The organism is Sphingomonas sp. AP28, assembly GCF_056680455.1.
Genome location: NZ_JBWXQI010000002.1, coordinates 256,425 through 273,346 on the forward strand (window position 1 = coordinate 256,425; position 16,922 = coordinate 273,346).

Genomic DNA, 16,922 nt, shown 5'->3' on the forward strand with positions numbered 1-16,922 from the left:
CCCAACCGCCGGCAACGTCACACCGAGCGATGCCGGTAGGTAACCTGAGTTGGCGTTCGTAATCGCAACATAGGTTCAGATTGCGGAGGTAGATCGGTTACGGAAAGTTCGAAGACATTACATCCGCTTCTTTACGCAACGCGTGTGCGACGATGAAGATAGCCTTCGTCAAACCCGGCGATACGCACGAGTTTATCAGGGTCACTTACTTCAAGGCTGCCGCGATGAAGCGTCATCGCCCCGGCAATCCTTAAGTCCTTCAGAACTCTATTAATATGTACACTCGTCATGCCCAATGCGTCAGCTAACAGAACTTGGGAAAGCGGAAGCGTAAGCGACGTTTCACCAGTCAGGGCGATATCGCGTGCGCGTAGGTATAGCTCGCACATGAGGTGAGCGACCCGTTCAATGCTGGTTCGACGACCCATGCTTGTAATCCATGCGCGCATCGTACCTTCGTCGACAAGCTGCGCGATATACATCGCTTTGGCGATCGCAGGTCGCCTCATCATCAATTCGTCCATGTCGACACGCTCGATCGTCGCAACGCGAGCGGGAGTGATTGTTTGGATGCTATGATCCATCTCGGCCAGCAGGCCGATATGCAGATCGCATGCATCGCCAGGCATCAGAAAGGCAAGAACCTGACGCGTGCCGCTGGGAAGGATCTTGTAGCGACATGCCCAGCCTTCGATCATGACGAATACCGGCCCCGGTCGGTCCCCTTCACGAATGAGATCGTGGCGCATCTTGCTCACGCGCGACCGGGACGTAAGCGCGACCAGTTCAGCAACGTCGGCTTCACCGAGCGGCGAGAAGCCGCGGAGTTTTTCGACGAAGCGATTGGTCATTCGGCTTCATCCCATAACGCGGGTATATTCGATATTGTCGAATGTTATAGTTGAATGTTAACCTCGATGAGGAACGTTGGCTAGATTTCTGCTACCTCCGGTCACGTTGGAAGACGTCGGCGGCTTCAGCGTCGATGAGGTCGCAATGTCGCTGCCCCCAACCTGGAGCTTGGTGATGATCGGAGTAAGCAACGACAACGAGGGTCTCTGCCCTGTCGTCAGATCGGCAGCTCCTGACCCGCATGGCCAAGCCGCGATGCTGCTCGTGGAAAGCTTGATCCACAGTCTGATTGAACGGTCCATTCTAACCGTCGCGCAAGCGGTCGAGATTGTCACGATTGCGATGGACGTGAAGATCGAAATTGCAGCGGACGTTGGAGACGAGGACGATACCAGGGACAGGTCACTTGCCTTGCTGTCCACAATCCGCGGTAGCCTCCGTACGGACGCGGCCGCATGAAGCAAGCCGGACACGGCGTCGTTGGTCGATGCCAGTGTGATAATGACCAGCGGATCTTCACGATCGATTATGCCTTCCTCTCGATCGTTGGCCGCCAACGGCGAGACGTAATCGGCCAACGTGATCCTGGCAGTTTTGCGTCGAAAACTTGATCTACGATCTGAGCCCGAAATCCGCGCAGACCTTTAACCGCGATACGGCCGATATCCGACGCGACATTAAGCCCATTTTGACTATATTGGGTTAGCCCGGTCGCGAACGGAGATTTCTCAGTGGGCTCATCACATCGACCGAAGTTCAGCGAGGACCCCATACTCATCCTTCTCGAGGCTTTCGATCCCCAGCGTACGCTGGAGACAGACCTGCTCGCGATGTGGCCGTTGCTGCGTGACGGTGTGGCCATGGACGTACGAGAGTTCTGGAGACCTTTTGGCGGGCAAAACACTCCGTACGACCTCGATCACGATACGATCGAAGAGCTTATCCGACGCGATATCCGCTACACCGAGATGAAGTTTACTGGTGGTATAAATGACAGGCTGATTGCAAAGATGGTCCGCCGAGGACGGGCAAGCAGCAAAGACCGTGCAACGGAGATCGCGTTCACGGCGGGCCTACTGAGAAGCCATCATGCGCGCCATCAGCGGCTGTCGAGGGCGCTAGCCGCCGATCCATCGACGCTCGGTCGTCTAACCCAGTCGCTTTACACGCTATACGCGCTAGAAAATTCTGTCCTGCTGAACGGCGCCGCTCTGGAGCGCGCCGATCAGGAGCATGCCAGCGCCGCAGAACAGCGGAGTAAATTGCAGGCTATCGACCGATCGCAATGTTGGCTGGAGATGACCACCGATGGCATAGTCGTAAACGCAAACGATAACTTCCTCGCCACGATGGGCTATGCTCTTGGCGAAATCGCAGGACGGCATCATGCCATCTTCTGTTTTGAAGAAGATCGTGTGTCGCCTAATTACGCCCAGTTCTGGGAAATCCTTCGTGGCGGTCGTTTCATGCAGCAGGAATACCGCCGGCGGAACCGCTGGGGCGCCGAAGTCCATCTGCAGGCAACCTATAATCCAATCCTCGACCAGAACGGGAAAATAGTAAAGATAATCAAATGGGCGACCGACGTGACCGCGATGCGGATTGCCGAACGGAACGAATCTGATCGTGCACAACGTTTTCGACTCGAGGCGGAGACACGCCGAGCGGCTCATCAAAACACTTTGGCCGAACTTGCTGACATCGTCGACAACATTGGTGCCGTCACGCGGCAAACGTCGATGCTCGCGCTCAACGCTTCCATTGAGGCTGCTCGGGCAGGCGAACGAGGCAACAGTTTTGCAATCGTCGCGAACGAGGTGAAGGCGTTGTCAGCACGAATCAAGGATGCAACCGTACAGGCATCCACGGTTCTTAATTTAGGTCAGCGGTCCTTTGGCGCGTAATGCACTATGAGGTCGTCGTGCTTCTGGACATTAGACTCCACACGTATTTTCTCGCTTACGACGGATATCGATTGACCCACAAGTGGACGTTCAGGCTGCCCTACGCGCTTCCCACCTTCTGTCGTTCATTCATATAGTTGGATCCGTCGCCGTAAGCGGGGGGTCGAGGGCGCGGAACGGCGAAAAGTGGAACCTAAGCATCAGGTTCTCGGCCTGGCGGCGTGCTTCGTTGGTTATGGCCACGTTGAAGCGCTCGCCATCGTCGTCGGCCGCTTCGATATGACAGACCTGACCGATCTCGCCTTTTCGGTTACTATCGTCATGATGCCGTTATAGGGACGGGAGTTTCGAGGGGAGATATTGCGCACGAGGGACTGGGATACCGCGTGACCGGCGAGCGCCGCTCTCCGAAGCGCTGCTATGTTTATGCGCATCTCGGGCCAGACCGAGTGCCCTTCTATATCGGCAAGGGGACGGGCACGCGTGCCTGGTCGACCGATCGCGATGCGCAATGGCATCAGTTCGTGCGCACACGCTGCGACAGCGCGTATGAGATCGTGATCCTGGCCGAGGATCTGGGTGAGGAGGACGCGCTCGACTTGGAAGGCGACCTGATCGCCAGGTACGGCAAGACCCTCACCAATTGGATCAATCCCGGTCGCCAGTTCGACTATGCGGCACTCGACCGCTTCCATAAGCTGCGCGACGCGAACATCAGCTTCATTTCCGCCACGCGCCCGCTAGAGGCGAGTGACCCCGAAGCCGCGGTCGCGCGCTACCGGCAGGCGATCGAGCAGATGCATGAATATTGCGCGATCACTTATGAGGCCGGGCTGGTCGCGGAACTGCGTAACGAGATCGACCATCCGGCGCATGGCGACATCGCCGCGCTCGACCGACTGACGCTGGTGCTCCGAAAGCTCGGGCGCTACGCCGAGATTGCCCAGGCAGTCGACGCCTATTTCGAGCGCTATCCCTCCTGGGTGTCCCCCAATCACACCGTCGTGAAGCGCCGCGCCGAGGCGGGCGCAATCCTCGCCGGCGAGCGCAAGGCCCCGCGACATTCCGTGCCCAAGCCGCGCACCCGCAAGACCGGTACGGTGCCCGAGGAGGAACTCGCGCCGATCTTGGTGAAGGCGCGCCGCGACCGTGCGCCGTGGGACTGGATGGTCGCCGCCAAGCTCTGCCGTGCACATCATGATCATGATCGCGAGATCGCGTTGCTTGAAGAGTTTCTGAGCGGCCCGCGCGTCCCGGGGCGCTCCTGGCTGGATGTGGAGGAGCGGCTGTTCAAGCTCAGGGCGATGCTGTCTGCCTGATCGACCGCGGCGCGACAGCGCCGCGACACAGGACGGGCCCTTGGCTGGCGACGGCCGGGCGGGCGACCTGTCGTGCTGGCAGCTCAGCCACGGTGCTGCGATCTGCAAACTAAAATGGGACAATGGCGGCCGGGTCGCGGCCGCATGCCCACGCGTCAGAGCCAACCAGCTTCTGTCCGAAGTTTGTTGTTGTTCTTCGGACAATCCGGTATTGATCGTGTCCGAAATATGTGAGCTAATTTCGGACATGGATACTCCAGACCTGAAGACGCAAGTCGTGCAACGCATGTTAAAGGCGACACCCCGTGCCGTCTGGACGCCTGTCGACTTTCTCGATCTCGGCACGCGGGGTGCGGTCGACAAGGTGCTGCAGCGCCAAGTCAATGCCGGCAACCTGCGCCGCATCGACCGCGGCCTGTACGACAAACCCGCCATCAACAGCCTGACTCGTCAGCCCAGCGCGCCCGATCCGCGGCAGGTGATCGACGCGATCGCGCGGCGTGATCAGATCCGGGTGCTGGTCGACGGCATGACCGCCGCCAACGATCTGGGCCTAACCAACGCGGTGCCCTCAAAGATCGTGGTGCATACCGATGCGCGGCTGCGCTCGATCCAGCTCGGCAACATGATCATCACGTTCAAGCCGACAGCGGCGAGCAAGCTTTACTGGGCGGGCCGGCCTGGCATGCGGATCGTGCAGGCGCTGCATTGGCTGCGCGACACGCTGGCCGATCCCGACGGCGTAAACGACCTCAAGGGGCAACTCGACAATATCCTGCACAGCGGCCCGAACGCGACCAAGGTCCGCAACGACCTTCGCGACGGGCTGTCGACCCTACCAACCTGGATGCACGATTTCCTAAAACCCCTGCTGACCGCGAGGCGCGCCGCATGAACCCCGCCTATGACACAATCCTGTCCGCCGATGATGAGACGCGCGCCGGCCTTTTCACGGCCACCGCGCAGCGGATCGGAACGACGCCACAGAATGTCGAGAAGGACTTCTGGGTATGCTGGACGCTCGACGCGTTGTTCAACGGCCTGCCCAAAGGGCCGCGCCTGTTGTTCAAGGGCGGCACCTCGCTGTCGAAGGGATTTGGGCTGATCCACCGCTTCTCGGAGGATATCGACGTCACCGTGTTCCGCGACGATCTTGGCGAAGCCTATTCGGTCGAGGATCTCCATGCCCTGAGCGGCAAGAAGCGTGAGAAGGCGCTCGATGCGATCCGCGAGGCATGCGAGGCGTTCATCAACGGACCGATGCTCGAGAACCTGACGCGGATCGCGGCAGAAGCGTCTGCGCGAAACGGCATTGCCGCGGGCCAGTTCAAGGTCACGCCGGACGCCAAGGACAAGCAGACGCTGCTCGTCCAATATCCGACCGCAACCGATCCCGACCCGTATATCCCCAAGGCGGTGAAGATCGAATCCGGCGCCAAGTCGGCGCTCGACCCGAACTCGGTGCGCTCGATCAGGCCCTATCTCGAACAGGATACACCCGGCCTCGAACTCGAGGTGAAGAACGTCACCATCGTCGATGCCGAGCGCACCTTCTGGGACAAGATCGTCATCCTGCATGGGCTGCGGCACTGGTATGATTCCAAAGGTGTGCTGCGCGGCGGCGGCAACCGTATCTCACGCCATTATTATGACATTCACGAACTGATGCAGGCGGAGCTCGGCGCGCAGGCGATCGCGGATCCCGAGCTTGGCGCGGACTGTGTCGCGCACGCACGGATGTTCTTCAACAGGCCGGCATTCGATCTCGCGAGCGCCGTCCCGCCGACCTTCGCGCTCATGGCAGAAGGCTCAATGTATGACGCGTTGAAGCAGGACTATGCGGCAATGTCAGGCATGATCTTCGGCACGTCGCCAAGCTTTGAGGACGTGATGGAGAGCATCTCGATCCTCCAGGCCAAAGTGAACCGATTGCCGGAGCAAAGTCCGGCTGTGCCATGATCCCGCTTCCGCAGCCCATGTTCGACGTCTTCGCGCTGGCGCTGCGCGCGGACACGCCTTTCAGCGAAAGCCAGCGCTCACATCAACGAGACTAAATGACGTGAGATGGTCGGGAGCGGCCGCCCGACACTCCTGCGCCACGACCCAATCCCGGCCATACACGGGCACTAACGGGTTTCCCAAAAGCGGTCACTGGTTCAAGATAACTCAACGACCGGAAACTAGCCGGTAGCAGTCCCGTTGGTGACGCCAGCGCGTCAAGCGCAGTGGCTCACCCGTCCCATTCATCGCTCCAGCTGTTATAGGCAATAACGCGCGGGAATTTCGGTAGCGGATTGCGTCGCGTTTCCCCATCCACCGCATCGAAGAATCGCGAATAGAGGACGACGCAATCGTCGAGGTCACGCCGAGAGAGAGTGGCATTCTGCGCCGGCTGTAAATAGGCGATCAGCGCATGCTCAGCCAGCTTCAGGTCTGTTTTACATTTGGTCGCGCGTCGCCCGCCGATACCGCGCGTGACGATTTCACCGCAGAAGAATTTGACGTTATCAGGGTGCGCAAGCTTCTCGTGATTGTTCATGCGGCTCTCGGGCCGGTTGGTCAGCCCAATATAGCTGACGATATTGCCGCGCTTGATGCCCATGTAGAGCGACCGGGTACCCGACGCCCAGCACCGCATCTCGTCCCGCAGGGCGGCCTTGCTTGTATATGGCCCATACCAGTCGACGATGACGGCAATCGGCATTCCTCTTCTCCCACAGCTGCAAGGCCAGAATAATATCATGGGCACCGTCGGGGTCGACCCGGCTTCAGACGTCGAAAGCGGGTTGTGCCGCGCCCGAGATTGGCCACCTATCCATCCGAGAGTAGGGACGCTGTAACTGTCAGCCAGTTTGAGAGTCGGCGTGGCGACAAGGAAAAGACTTATGGATGAGCTCGAGGTTTTCAGTGTGTTCTTCGATTGCAAGGACGCTGAGAGGGTGAAAGACTGGTTAAACGGATACACGCCAACGGCCGGATATGCCTATGGCCAATTGCTGAGGTTTGGTTCTGTCGAATTCAAAGGGCCCGTTTTCGTAGTTCAATTTCTGAGCAAGTCCGACGAGGTGGCGCTGCGGGAACACTTTTATCCACTAAAAGATGACTGAGTGCGTTCTTCCCCTTTCATCTTTCTCCAGGAGTATTGCGCCGACGTAGCGGTAACATCGACCCAGTTGTAGCCGTTCAGGGCTCCCGCAGCACTCGCCATGAGCGTACATCCATTCAGCTTTACCCGCCATGTTCTGCACGAATGCCAACATAGGTGCGGGACCCTGTGCCCAAGGTAGCTCAGCGTACAGGTCATGAGCTGCCGCCGGTCCGATGGATACTAGGCTAAGCTACCTGCCCTTGTCGCTCAACGTCGTGCGGGACAAGAAGCGTCTAGATCAGGCCGTCCTCGCCAATGTGCATCTTATCGGTTAGCGATTTCACCTCGATGAAGCGCCATGCCGTAGCGCCTGGTGGTCACGTACGCTCTGCCAGCGCTCAAAAGCGTGAAATTGCGCGTGTGATCGGCTGGAGGTGAACGACGCTTCGTCCGATCTCGCGGGCATGAGTAACGATGTCGGCGGTGCCGCCCGACCCATGTGCGCCCTCCCCATCCCAGACTGCCAGCAAAATCTCGCATTCGTCGGCAACGCGGATTCCTGCCGCTAAAAACGCGGCTTCGTCATCTTCTGCCGGAGGCATGCGCTCCACCTTCGCAGCCGACAGCAGACGCCGGTACGCGGTAAGCGTTTCGCCCTCGAAGTAGGCCTCATATTTGTCTATCGGGATTACTGCAGTGAGATCGCCCTGAAGACGCAGCACCTCCTCGGCGAAGACCTGGTCCGCCCCCCGCGCCAAAGACGACAGTCCTCGAAGAGGCGCCTTCCCACTCTCCAACTCATGGCCGATACTGGCGCGTACCCAATCCCAATCAATGCCCTCGCGCTCCTGGTGCCCGGTTATGCCAAAAATCACTGTAACTTCCTTTCCTTGCAGCCCACCATAACCTTCGTCGATCGAGAAATTGGCCTAGCGAGTCGAGCTCACCTTGCGCGACATGCCCCCCTTCAACGCCACCTCGGTCGAGTGGTACCAGCGGCATTCGTCGCGGAAAACCGCGCAATCTTGAAGCGTATCGAACTTATTTCGAAACAAGGCTATTGCGCACATGCTGTAGCTGTCCGATCAACAGGCGGCACCAAAGCGGGCGGGACGAATTTGAAAATCTTCCTATCACATCAAAAGGCCGACTCCGAGCTTACGGCGCGTATCGCAGCACGCCTGAAGATTAATCATGGCCTCGACTGCTATCTCGACTTGATCGATCCATACGTCAGCGGATCGGTGGAACGCCTCGCTGACCACATCCGAAGCGAGATGGGCAGGTGCACGCAACTGCTGGCGGTCGTCTCGCCATCCACCGTAAACTCACAGTGGGTGCCCTGGGAGATTGGCATGGCGACCGAGAAGGACTTTCCACTCGCGACCTTCTCGGGCGGCAACGCCCTGCCACCCGAATTCCTGCGTAAGTGGCCCTACCTGCGCACCGACGCCGACCTGGACAAGTACGCGGCGGCCACAAAGTCGGCCCGGCAGACATTCACGCGCAAACGCAACATCGGCATCAACGAAACCGCGTCAACCCACGACGCGACGCGTGAGTTCTTCACGACGCTCCGCGCTTCGCTGGGGCAATAACGCAGCGAGATTGAAGCTGCCGAGAGAGGAAGACCGATGGCCGACAAGAAGACAATCTTCGTTGCGTTCCCGATCGAGGACGAGGACATGCGAGATCTGCTGCGTGGACAGGCCATCAACGCTAGGACGCCCTTCGAGTACATCGACATGTCGGTGTGCGAGGCATACGACTCCGGTTGGAAGGACAAGGTCCGCACGCGGATCCGCCGGTCACACGGCGTGATCGCACTCATCACGAAGAACTCGACCACGTCTTCTGGCCAGAAGTGGGAGGTCGAATGTGCCAAGGAGGAGGGCAAGCCGATCCTCGCGATATGGCCCAAGTCCGACGACCGTACATCGTTTTCCGGACTGACCGCGAAGCCGTGGTCGCACCCGACCATCGCCACCTTCATCGACTCGCTCTAAACCGGAGCCCCGCATGACACGCAAGGCGCTCATCGTCGGCATCGACCACTACGACGCCGTCCAGCCGCTGCACGGCTGCGTCAACGACGCCCATGCGGTGAAGGCCGTGCTAGACCGCCACGCCGATGGTACAACGAATTTCGACACGCGGATCGTCACCGGGACAGGTCCGGCGGACGCCGTGGGACGAGCGCAGCTCAAGGAGGCTATACGCGAGCTTTTCGGCGGCAAGGAGGACACCGTTCTTCTTTACTTCGCAGGGCACGGGCACGTGGAGGCAACTGGCGGCTACCTGTGCGCCAGCGATAGCCGGTCGGGCGACGACGGCATCCCGCTGTCCGAGATCCTGACGCTCGCCAACAAGTCGCGCACGGGCAACAAGGTCATCATCCTCGACAGCTGCCACTCCGGCGTCGCAGGCACCAGTCCCGACACCGGCAGCGCCATCCTCGCCGAAGGAATGACGATCCTGACGGCATCGGCTGCCGACCAGTACGCGACCGAGGCCGACGGCAGCGGCACGTTCACGAACCTTTTGATCGACGCGCTCAACGGCGCCGCCAGCAACCTGGTCGGCGACGTCACACCCGGCAGCGTCTACGCGCACATCGACCAGTCGCTCGGGCGATGGGGCCAGCGCCCCATCTTCCGCACCAACGTCGAGAGCTTCGTCTCCTTGCGCAAGGTACAGCCGCCGATCGACCTCGACGTTCTGCGGCGGATCGCCGAGTTCTTTCCGTCCCCCGCTCACGCCTTCGCGCTCGACCCCTCCTACGAGCCCGAAGGACCGTGCCCTGACGAGACCAACAACAAGGTCTTCGCCATCCTGCAGAAGTTCAACCGCGTGAACCTGCTGGTGCCGGTCGACGCGCCGCATATGTACCACGCGGCTATGGAGTCGAAGTCCTGCAAGCTGACTGTGCTTGGCGAGCACTACCGTCGGCTTGTCGAGAAGGGGCGGATCTAGGAAGCGGCAGACTGCGCAGTTCGTCGTCCCCCCGCCCTAGACGTCGACCTCGAGCGACCCCTGCGGGTCCCCGAAACGGCAGACGTAGTCCCACCGGTCCTTCAGCGCGGCACCGTCCCACGGTCGCGTGCGATCGCTCGCGTAGTTGAAGTGCAGCTCGCGCGGGCCGGGCGGCGCGAAGGCGAGCATCCGGGCGATCGCCTCCGGATCGGGATGGCCGTGGCGGGTCCCGTCAGTCGAGATCGCGAACCGGCGGCAGTTGAGGAGCTCGACGAGCTCCCGCGTCACATTGGCGCGACTGCCATGGTGCGAGACCTTGAACAGGTCGATGCGGAGGCGACCGCCCTCCGCCCTCGCCAGCGGCGCGATCGACCGGACAAGGGTATCGGGATGGGCGTCGCCGGCGAGCAGCACACGCCGACCCTTATGCTCAACAAGCAGCGCTATGCTGGAGCCATTGGGCACCTCGGCGTCGGTCTTGCCGGGTGCCGCCAGAACCTCGACGTCGAGCGGGTCGGGCATCGGCGCCCGGGACAGCCTGCCCGATCGCGCCAGCTTCACAGGATCGTGGTCGGCGCGCCAATCGGCCCACCTGCCACGCATTGCCTCGACCCCGTCGCCGTCGGGCCCTAGCACAGTGACCCGTAAGCCGGGTATGCCGCCGTCAGCAGGCGCAGTTGCGACCGAGATCAGGCCATTGGCGAAGCCTCCGTTCAGCGGCCAGCCCAGCCTGGCGATCGCCGCGGCGTACCGGTCTCCCTGCGCTATGCTGCGGGCGGCCAAGCCACCCAGCGATTCGAACGAGTTGTACCACACCCGCGCCGGGGCGATCGGCGGTTCGGCGTCGCCCAAGTATTTCAGCCCGCCCTCGATGTGGTCGGCGTCGACATGGGTGAGGACCAGCAGCTCGAGTGGCTCGCCAGCCTCCCGGATTGCCAATAGCCTCGGCCGCAGCGCGGCGTAGGTGAACGTGCGCCCGCCGTCGACGACCGCGTGGCGCAGCGAGCCGGGCTCGCCCCAGCTCAGAAGCAGGCAGTCCCCATCTCCTGCCGGCAGCATCGTCATGCGGAACACGCTCATGCCCTCCCATGCCTTGACGCGTAGGCCCCGCCAGCCTGCCGAGGTCGATTCATGGCGCCCGGACCAGTCCCTCGCCGACGTCCTCCTGGCCGGTGTCGGCCAGCCCCTCGCGCGTGCAACTGGCGACGACCTTCGCGCCGACGTTGAAGGCGCCCGCCGTGCCCCTCGCCGCCACCGACTGCCACCAGAGCGCAGCCACGCCGGCGATGTGCGGACACGCCATGCTCGTGCCGCTCAGCGACCGCAAGCCGCCGTCGGGCCAGGCCGAGAGGATGTCGACGCCAGGGCCGGACAGCTTGGCGCCGATGTTCGAGAACTCCGCCACCGACAGTCCGCCCGCCCCGCGCCCGAGGGCGGCGACGGAAAGCACGTCGTCGGCCGCGGAAGGCAGCGACGCCGCTATCCGGAACTTCGGGTCGACTTGGCGCTCGCTCTCGTTCCCCGACGCAGCGACGACTAGGACGTCCCTGCCGAAAGCCCGTCCCGCCTTCAGCTCCGACATGACGGCGTTAAACATGATCAGGTTGGCGCGGTACGCCTCGAGTGCGGTGGAGGTCGCGAGACGGATGGGCCATCCCTGTCCCTCAAGATCCTCCACCAGACCCGGGAAGTCGAACCCGAGCGACATCGAGATCACGTTGGCGCCGCCGGCGCTCGCCCAGTGCATCGCGTCGAACACCATCTCGGAATCGCCCGAGCCGTCGTCGCCGAGCACCTTCCCTATAAGCGCGCGGCGCACGCCCCGCGCCACGCCGATGCGGAGCCCCTCCACGTCCTGTCCGAAGATCACGCCTGCACAGTGGGTCCCATGCCCCTGTGCGTCCTGCATCCCCTCCCCGGTGAAGTCGCGCGTTTCTAGCCTAATACCCTTGAAGGCCGGATGTTCTGCGTGGATCCCGGTGTCCAGCACCGCTACGACGATCCCCGACCCGTCAAAGGCGGACGCGTCCGCGCCGACGGCCGAGATGCCCCAGGGCTCACCCGCCGCGCCCTCGGCCGCCAGCGGCCGGATGAGCCGGGTCGGCATCACCGGGGCCAATGCGACCACTCCGGGATCGCGCGCGAGCTCGGCCTCGTCGGATGCCTCGAGCACCTCGGACGAAATCGATGGCGCGGCGCGTTCGGCCGCCCCGAAGCTCTTGGTCGAAAAGCCGTTGCGCCTCCCGACGTCCGGCCTACGCAGGATGACGACCTTCCTCACGGCCGTCCCCCAGCGGGTCTGCCGATGCCGATCACAGCGGCGCGTCGGGGAACGGGAACCCCGTTGCCGCCTGGACCCCGACATCGTGGTGCGCCCTGATGGCGGCATCGCTAATCGCGTAGCCCCAGTTGGTCAACCGCCGCTGAAGCTCCGGCGGCATCCGCTTAAGCCGCGTTGGCGTCTCGGCCAGCGCCACGCAGGCGCTCCGTGGGCACGCGAGCCGCATCTCGACGCCGTATTCGGCGGGATCAGTCCGCATGCCCCAATAGGCACCGTCCCGAACGCTGTCGATGAACGAGCCGATCAGCTGCCGCTTGCGCAGCGCCCGCACCTGACCGTCGACGACGTCGAGGACTCGCTTTGCCTGTTGCGCCCAGTCGCCCGGCGGCGAGGCATCGTCGGAGCTGCGGCCACCGCCGTCGGACACGAGCAGCGTCCGGCAGCTCTTCCAGGCCGTCTCGAGCCCTAGGTTGTCGTAGACACCGCCGTCGGTGAGGCTGACGTCGCGCCTGAACTCGTCCCCGAGGCCCGGCTCCGACACGTCGAAGTCCGACGGCTCCACGTCGAGGACGTAAGGCGATAGCACGGGCGGGAACGCGGAGGAGGCGGCGACCGCGTCAGCCAGCCTTGACGTCGGCCGCTCAATCGAGCCGACGCGCCAGTCACGCATGTACGACTTGGAGAACCGCCAAAGCGAGCCCGATTCGAGGTTTGTCGCATTGATGACGAAACGGGGATCGTCCGGAAGATCCTGAAGCGTCGCCCCTTCGAAGAGCACATCGTCGTACACGTCCGCGACTCGCTGACTGACCGTCCCCGGTAGAAACACGCCACCCAGCACCGCCCCGCGATCGACAGTCCTTGACGCAAGCCGCATCACCGGCGCGGCGACGAGATCGGCAAAGGACCCCCCGGCAATGAGCCGCCCCCAAGCCAGCGCCAACACGCCCGCCGTAATTGACCCGCCAGACACCGAGGACACCCGCGTCGCTTGCGCCAGTAGACCGAGCTCGTGCAGCCGCCAGAGCGCGCCGACATGGAACATCATCGCCCTGTAACCGCCGCCTGAGAGGCAAACGGCCACGCCGTCCGTCGGAGTTCCAACGCCCGCGTCATGCACCGGAGCGCTTACCACGCAAATGCCCAACTGGGGACGGTTCCGCATGCCCGGATCCCTCGATGGTGCGTGCCGCAGCGCAGCGGCGTGTCGATCTTGGCCATCATTTTTACAGTAGACCTTTCGTCGGTGATACTTGCAATGGCGTATTTCGCTCTATTCAATCCTAGTTGCCGAAAGCATGTTGTCGGCGCCCGCGAGCAGTGACACAACCGTCACGGAATAGGTCGGAACATCATTCACGAGCGGCGGTGCCATAGGTGCCAAGTGCGGCGGTTCGGGTCAAATCCCGGCTCGACCCGACGTCCGGCAACGTGGTGATTATGTAGGAGCAAGACAAAATGGCGGATCCCAGAGCGTTCATCAGCTTCGACTTCGACCACAACGAGACATCGCGCATGCTCTTCGTCGGTCAGGCGAAGAACTCCAAGACACCGTTTGCCATTCAAGATTGGTCCTCCAAGAGCGCGCTTGCACAGGCGGAGTGGGAAAAGGTCATCAGCGCCAAAATTGGTAAGTGCAACATGGTCATCGTGCTCGTCGGAAAGACGATGGCTAGCGCGTCTGGCGTCGCGAAGGAGCTGGCGATGGCCAAGCTACAGGACGTTCCGGCTTTCGGAGTCTACGTGGACGGTGCAGGCACCTCGAGCAATTTGCCTGCAGGCCTGCCTCGCAATCGCACCATCGCTTGGAAGTGGGACGACGTCGCTGCCGCAATCACTCAGATGATGGGCGAAGGAAAGAACAAGGTCTAGAGCGTGATCTTGCCGAAGCGAGCACTGTTGGTCGGCATCGACGAGTACGACAGTCCCGAGGTCAAGAACCTGCGAGCATGCGTCTCTGACGCGGTCGACATGCGCGACACCCTCGCGCGGAATGGCGACGACAGCGTGAACTTTGACTGTAGGATGCTGACAGGTCCTGGGTCACCGAGCGTGACGCGGGCCCACCTGAGGCGGAGATGGCGCGAGCTGTTCGCCGACTTCAGGGGCGACATTCTCTTCTACTTCTCGGGCCACGGGACGCCAGGTGACGTTGGTGGCTACCTCGTCACCCAAGACGCTATCGAGGACGACCCCGGTCTTCCGATGAACGAGCTGATCGACATGGCGAACAAGTCGCCCGCCGCGACCGTGCTGGTGATCCTCGACTGCTGCTACAGCGGCACGGCGGGCAACGTGGACGCCGCGCTAGGCTCGCTCGAGCATAAGGCTGTCCTTCGTGAGGGCGTCACGATACTTGCCGCCTCGCGGCCGACGCAGGAAGCGATGGAGGTGGGCGGCCACGGTGTCTTCACCAGACTGGTTCTGGGCGCGCTCCGCGGCGGGGCTGCCGATGTCAGGGGGCGCGTCTCAGCCGCTTCAATCTACGGGTACGTGGAAGCAGCGCTTGGCGCGTGGGGTCAGCGACCCGTCTACAAGTCGCATGCCGGCCACCTTGGCCCCGTGCGGACGAACCTGCCCAAGGTCTCCGACGCCCAGCTTCGCGAACTCGTCCAGCACTTTTCGGCAGTTGACGACGTTTATGCGATGGACCCGACCTACGAAGAGACGGAGCCGGTCGCGATCTCCAAACACGTCTTAATCTTTAAGAAGTTCAAGGCATACCAAATAGGAGGCCTGCTGTGCCCGACAGAGGGAACCGACCTGTACTGGGCAGCTAAGCGGAGCCAAGGGGCGAAACTGACGGAACTCGGGAAGTTCTACCACGAGCTAGTCGCAACCAACCGGATCTGACCGGAAGAATGCGTCGCGAAAAGTTTCGGCGTACAAGCACGGCTAGACCTCGCTTGACCGCGTCTCCCGCCCGGACTCCGGTTGAGGTAAAAACCCTTTTCGAAGACTTTCAAATTTTCGCGTCTTGTGCACGATGAAGAGTGGTCCCCAAACCAAGGCCTAAGCGAGCCCGCATCTACCCAACGCAGGGAGCTTCACGCTTGCGTGCGAAATTCGTTACGTCGCGCTCTCTGCTCGCGGGCATTTGCTTAATGATCGAGATAAGAACGCATAGCTGCGGATCATCAGAGCTGAACGAACGGGCATTTATGCCAATTTGGCTCTCCAAAGCGGACCAGCCGCTTTCCACCAGTTTTACCGCAAATGCGGACAGTCCGTATGCACTGCGAATACGCCGTATACCGTAGAAGCTGTACGTTCCTGCCGCTCAACGTCCGCCAGAACACGGTGCTGTTCTCCATAGGAGAACTTTCCTTCGCCTGTAGGTAGCGGACGTCCTTGCGGAATGACCTCAGCCAATCAGCCGTCAATGCCCCTGCCGCCTCCGCGACGTTTATGATAGAGGGCCACATGCTCAAGACAAGAATGAAGCGGGCCGCCGATCGCGGCGATCACGCGGTGCGGCGCCTTGCCGAGATCGAAGCCTCGATCGCGAACCTTTCCAACGAGGATCTGCTCGATTTGGCTGACATCTTTAAAGTCGAGCCCTGCCTGCCGATCGGGGATATGGCGTTCGTTGAAATGGCGCGGCGGAATATCAGTCTCTGAGCGCCCGTCGGGAACGGAGGAGCAGAATCATGTGCCCCCACCGAGGCACCTTGGTTACACGCAGGGATCTCCCGCAACTTTACACGGTCATGATGGAGCGACGACGCAGCGATGGTAGCGATTGGCACCCGGATCAATGAGATAGGCACTCTGGTCCGCGATGGCGGGGCCTTCTATCTGCGCCGCCATGTCGGTGGGCGCTACGAGCTGGAACTGCACCGCACCACCGTAGATCTGGTAAAAAAGCGCGTCCGGCTCATCGGCACATTGGTTGGCTCAATTTCGGTAAACGCTGACGGCGTTGCGCCAGCTTAGGCTGTCTAAGGCGCCTCTAGCTCAGTCGTCAGCCACTGGGCGCAATTCTGATTCAACCTGACTCATTGCCGTTGCGCACAAATCACGGACAGCCATCATCCCGGCCATGGAACAGCGGATCATTCACGCCTGCGGTCACGAGCAGGGCCATTATCTCACAGGCTACGACAGCCAGAAGGAACGCAAAGCCAATTGGCTAAAGACGACGAGCTGTCGAGACTGCTTCGTTGCGGAAAAGCGCGCAGAGGAAGCCGCTGCGGCAGCGTTGAGCAGCGCTGCTATCTCCCACCTCGATCTTCCTCTACTAACCGGCACCGATCGGCAAGTCAGCTGGGCGTCGACGATCAGGACCAAGCGCCTTGTAGCGCTAACTAACCCTAACAGCGACGCCGACTGTTACGCTTGCCTTCAGGTAACTGACGCCAAATGGTGGATCGATCGCCGCGATCTGACGGACGTCGATCTGATGGCGGCAGCGGCGCAGGCACCGGACGTCCAAAGCGCCACGGCGGTCACAGCGTCGATTAGAGCGGTTTCTCACCAGGCTGAATCATAATGGGATTCCCGTC

Annotated in this window: 21 protein-coding genes; 15 read left to right on the forward strand and 6 right to left on the reverse strand. The window is 61.6% G+C overall.

Annotation, left to right across the window (positions count from 1 at the left end; translation table 11 throughout):
* Positions 1-131: 131 nt before the first annotated feature.
* Complete coding sequence (locus tag AC1MH0_RS20575; protein ID WP_480966026.1) at positions 132-851, reverse strand: Crp/Fnr family transcriptional regulator; 720 nt, start codon at positions 849-851, stop codon at positions 132-134.
* A gap of 76 nt (positions 852-927) precedes the next feature.
* On the opposite strand from AC1MH0_RS20575, the gene AC1MH0_RS20580 reads away from it, so the two are divergent.
* The 6 genes from AC1MH0_RS20580 (at position 928) to AC1MH0_RS20605 (ending at position 6,034) form a co-directional block, all read left to right on the forward strand.
* Positions 928-1,311 (forward strand): hypothetical protein, encoded by a 384-nt coding sequence (locus AC1MH0_RS20580; protein WP_480966027.1) that lies wholly within the window; start codon positions 928-930, stop codon positions 1,309-1,311.
* 272 nt (positions 1,312-1,583) lie between these two features.
* A complete protein-coding gene (locus AC1MH0_RS20585) occupies positions 1,584-2,756 on the forward strand; it encodes a PAS domain-containing protein (protein WP_480966028.1) in 1,173 nt (390 codons plus the stop codon).
* A gap of 186 nt (positions 2,757-2,942) precedes the next feature.
* Positions 2,943-3,092: a hypothetical protein gene (locus tag AC1MH0_RS20590; RefSeq protein ID WP_480966029.1), complete on the forward strand. Its 150-nt coding sequence runs from the start codon at positions 2,943-2,945 to the stop codon at positions 3,090-3,092.
* Between the two features lie 50 nt (positions 3,093-3,142).
* Positions 3,143-4,075: a GIY-YIG nuclease family protein gene (locus tag AC1MH0_RS20595; RefSeq protein ID WP_480966030.1), complete on the forward strand. Its 933-nt coding sequence runs from the start codon at positions 3,143-3,145 to the stop codon at positions 4,073-4,075.
* Between the two features lie 247 nt (positions 4,076-4,322).
* Complete coding sequence (locus AC1MH0_RS20600) at positions 4,323-4,970, forward strand: DUF6088 family protein (protein WP_480966031.1); 648 nt, start codon at positions 4,323-4,325, stop codon at positions 4,968-4,970.
* A complete protein-coding gene (locus AC1MH0_RS20605; protein WP_480966032.1) occupies positions 4,967-6,034 on the forward strand; it encodes a nucleotidyl transferase AbiEii/AbiGii toxin family protein in 1,068 nt (355 codons plus the stop codon). Before AC1MH0_RS20600 ends, AC1MH0_RS20605 begins: the two co-directional genes overlap by 4 nt.
* 271 nt (positions 6,035-6,305) lie before the next feature.
* Here the strand turns inward: AC1MH0_RS20605 and AC1MH0_RS20610 are convergent, their stop codons facing one another.
* Positions 6,306-6,779 carry a GIY-YIG nuclease family protein gene (locus AC1MH0_RS20610; protein WP_480966033.1) on the reverse strand — a complete coding sequence of 158 codons (474 nt, stop codon included), beginning with the start codon at positions 6,777-6,779 and terminating at the stop codon, positions 6,306-6,308.
* A gap of 181 nt (positions 6,780-6,960) precedes the next feature.
* Here AC1MH0_RS20610 and AC1MH0_RS20615 point away from each other — a divergent pair, with 181 nt between their 5' ends.
* Positions 6,961-7,182 carry a hypothetical protein gene (locus AC1MH0_RS20615; RefSeq protein WP_480966034.1) on the forward strand — a complete coding sequence of 74 codons (222 nt, stop codon included), beginning with the start codon at positions 6,961-6,963 and terminating at the stop codon, positions 7,180-7,182.
* 379 nt (positions 7,183-7,561) lie between these two features.
* Here AC1MH0_RS20615 and AC1MH0_RS20620 read toward each other — a convergent pair whose 3' ends face one another.
* The gene (locus AC1MH0_RS20620; protein ID WP_480966035.1) at positions 7,562-8,038 is read right to left on the reverse strand and encodes a hypothetical protein; all 477 of its coding nucleotides are present in this window, start codon (positions 8,036-8,038) and stop codon (positions 7,562-7,564) included.
* Between the two features lie 150 nt (positions 8,039-8,188).
* Between AC1MH0_RS20620 and AC1MH0_RS20625 the strand changes: the two genes are divergently transcribed.
* Genes AC1MH0_RS20625 through AC1MH0_RS20635 form a run of 3 tightly spaced genes read left to right on the forward strand, consistent with a single transcriptional unit; the run spans position 8,189 to position 10,136 of the window.
* The gene (locus AC1MH0_RS20625) at positions 8,189-8,761 is read left to right on the forward strand and encodes a toll/interleukin-1 receptor domain-containing protein (protein WP_480966036.1); all 573 of its coding nucleotides are present in this window, start codon (positions 8,189-8,191) and stop codon (positions 8,759-8,761) included.
* Positions 8,762-8,797: 36 nt separating this feature from the next.
* On the forward strand, positions 8,798-9,169 hold the full coding sequence (locus tag AC1MH0_RS20630) for a TIR domain-containing protein (RefSeq protein ID WP_480966037.1): 372 nt from the start codon (positions 8,798-8,800) through the stop codon (positions 9,167-9,169).
* Positions 9,170-9,182: 13 nt separating this feature from the next.
* Positions 9,183-10,136, forward strand: a complete 954-nt coding sequence (locus AC1MH0_RS20635) for a caspase family protein (RefSeq protein ID WP_480966038.1) — start codon at positions 9,183-9,185, stop codon at positions 10,134-10,136.
* A gap of 36 nt (positions 10,137-10,172) precedes the next feature.
* On the opposite strand, the gene AC1MH0_RS20640 is transcribed toward AC1MH0_RS20635, so the two are convergent.
* From AC1MH0_RS20640 to AC1MH0_RS20650, 3 genes are read right to left on the reverse strand one after another with little or no spacing between them, the layout of a single operon-like run.
* Complete coding sequence (locus AC1MH0_RS20640) at positions 10,173-11,216, reverse strand: ComEC/Rec2 family competence protein (protein ID WP_480966039.1); 1,044 nt, start codon at positions 11,214-11,216, stop codon at positions 10,173-10,175.
* A 49-nt stretch (positions 11,217-11,265) separates the two neighbouring features.
* On the reverse strand, positions 11,266-12,417 hold the full coding sequence (locus AC1MH0_RS20645) for a S8 family peptidase (protein WP_480966040.1): 1,152 nt from the start codon (positions 12,415-12,417) through the stop codon (positions 11,266-11,268).
* 31 nt (positions 12,418-12,448) lie between these two features.
* Positions 12,449-13,582 (reverse strand): patatin-like phospholipase family protein, encoded by a 1,134-nt coding sequence (locus tag AC1MH0_RS20650; protein WP_480966041.1) that lies wholly within the window; start codon positions 13,580-13,582, stop codon positions 12,449-12,451.
* Between the two features lie 293 nt (positions 13,583-13,875).
* Here AC1MH0_RS20650 and AC1MH0_RS20655 point away from each other — a divergent pair, with 293 nt between their 5' ends.
* The 5 genes from AC1MH0_RS20655 (at position 13,876) to AC1MH0_RS20675 (ending at position 16,909) form a co-directional block, all read left to right on the forward strand.
* Complete coding sequence (locus AC1MH0_RS20655; RefSeq protein WP_480966042.1) at positions 13,876-14,289, forward strand: TIR domain-containing protein; 414 nt, start codon at positions 13,876-13,878, stop codon at positions 14,287-14,289.
* A gap of 27 nt (positions 14,290-14,316) precedes the next feature.
* The gene (locus tag AC1MH0_RS20660) at positions 14,317-15,270 is read left to right on the forward strand and encodes a caspase family protein (protein WP_480966043.1); all 954 of its coding nucleotides are present in this window, start codon (positions 14,317-14,319) and stop codon (positions 15,268-15,270) included.
* A 585-nt stretch (positions 15,271-15,855) separates the two neighbouring features.
* Positions 15,856-16,038 (forward strand): hypothetical protein, encoded by a 183-nt coding sequence (locus AC1MH0_RS20665; RefSeq protein WP_480966044.1) that lies wholly within the window; start codon positions 15,856-15,858, stop codon positions 16,036-16,038.
* A gap of 111 nt (positions 16,039-16,149) precedes the next feature.
* Complete coding sequence (locus AC1MH0_RS20670; protein WP_480966045.1) at positions 16,150-16,353, forward strand: DUF5818 domain-containing protein; 204 nt, start codon at positions 16,150-16,152, stop codon at positions 16,351-16,353.
* 106 nt (positions 16,354-16,459) lie between these two features.
* Positions 16,460-16,909 (forward strand): hypothetical protein, encoded by a 450-nt coding sequence (locus AC1MH0_RS20675; protein ID WP_480966046.1) that lies wholly within the window; start codon positions 16,460-16,462, stop codon positions 16,907-16,909.
* Positions 16,910-16,922 lie beyond the last annotated feature (13 nt).

What these genes read in the sequence shown, in the direction of transcription:
- AC1MH0_RS20575 (WP_480966026.1), bottom strand. Translation starts at nt 851, where the DNA reads ATGACCAATCGCTTCGTCGAAAAACTCCGCGGCTTCTCGCCGCTCGGT.
- AC1MH0_RS20600 (WP_480966031.1), top strand. Translation starts at nt 4,323, where the DNA reads ATGGATACTCCAGACCTGAAGACGCAAGTCGTGCAACGCATGTTAAAG.
- AC1MH0_RS20605 (WP_480966032.1), top strand. Translation starts at nt 4,967, where the DNA reads ATGAACCCCGCCTATGACACAATCCTGTCCGCCGATGATGAGACGCGC.
- AC1MH0_RS20610 (WP_480966033.1), bottom strand. Translation starts at nt 6,779, where the DNA reads ATGCCGATTGCCGTCATCGTCGACTGGTATGGGCCATATACAAGCAAG.
- AC1MH0_RS20615 (WP_480966034.1), top strand. Translation starts at nt 6,961, where the DNA reads ATGGATGAGCTCGAGGTTTTCAGTGTGTTCTTCGATTGCAAGGACGCT.
- AC1MH0_RS20630 (WP_480966037.1), top strand. Translation starts at nt 8,798, where the DNA reads ATGGCCGACAAGAAGACAATCTTCGTTGCGTTCCCGATCGAGGACGAG.
- AC1MH0_RS20635 (WP_480966038.1), top strand. Translation starts at nt 9,183, where the DNA reads ATGACACGCAAGGCGCTCATCGTCGGCATCGACCACTACGACGCCGTC.
- AC1MH0_RS20640 (WP_480966039.1), bottom strand. Translation starts at nt 11,216, where the DNA reads ATGAGCGTGTTCCGCATGACGATGCTGCCGGCAGGAGATGGGGACTGC.
- AC1MH0_RS20650 (WP_480966041.1), bottom strand. Translation starts at nt 13,582, where the DNA reads ATGCGGAACCGTCCCCAGTTGGGCATTTGCGTGGTAAGCGCTCCGGTG.
- AC1MH0_RS20655 (WP_480966042.1), top strand. Translation starts at nt 13,876, where the DNA reads ATGGCGGATCCCAGAGCGTTCATCAGCTTCGACTTCGACCACAACGAG.
- AC1MH0_RS20665 (WP_480966044.1), top strand. Translation starts at nt 15,856, where the DNA reads ATGAAGCGGGCCGCCGATCGCGGCGATCACGCGGTGCGGCGCCTTGCC.
- AC1MH0_RS20670 (WP_480966045.1), top strand. Translation starts at nt 16,150, where the DNA reads ATGGTAGCGATTGGCACCCGGATCAATGAGATAGGCACTCTGGTCCGC.
- AC1MH0_RS20675 (WP_480966046.1), top strand. Translation starts at nt 16,460, where the DNA reads ATGGAACAGCGGATCATTCACGCCTGCGGTCACGAGCAGGGCCATTAT.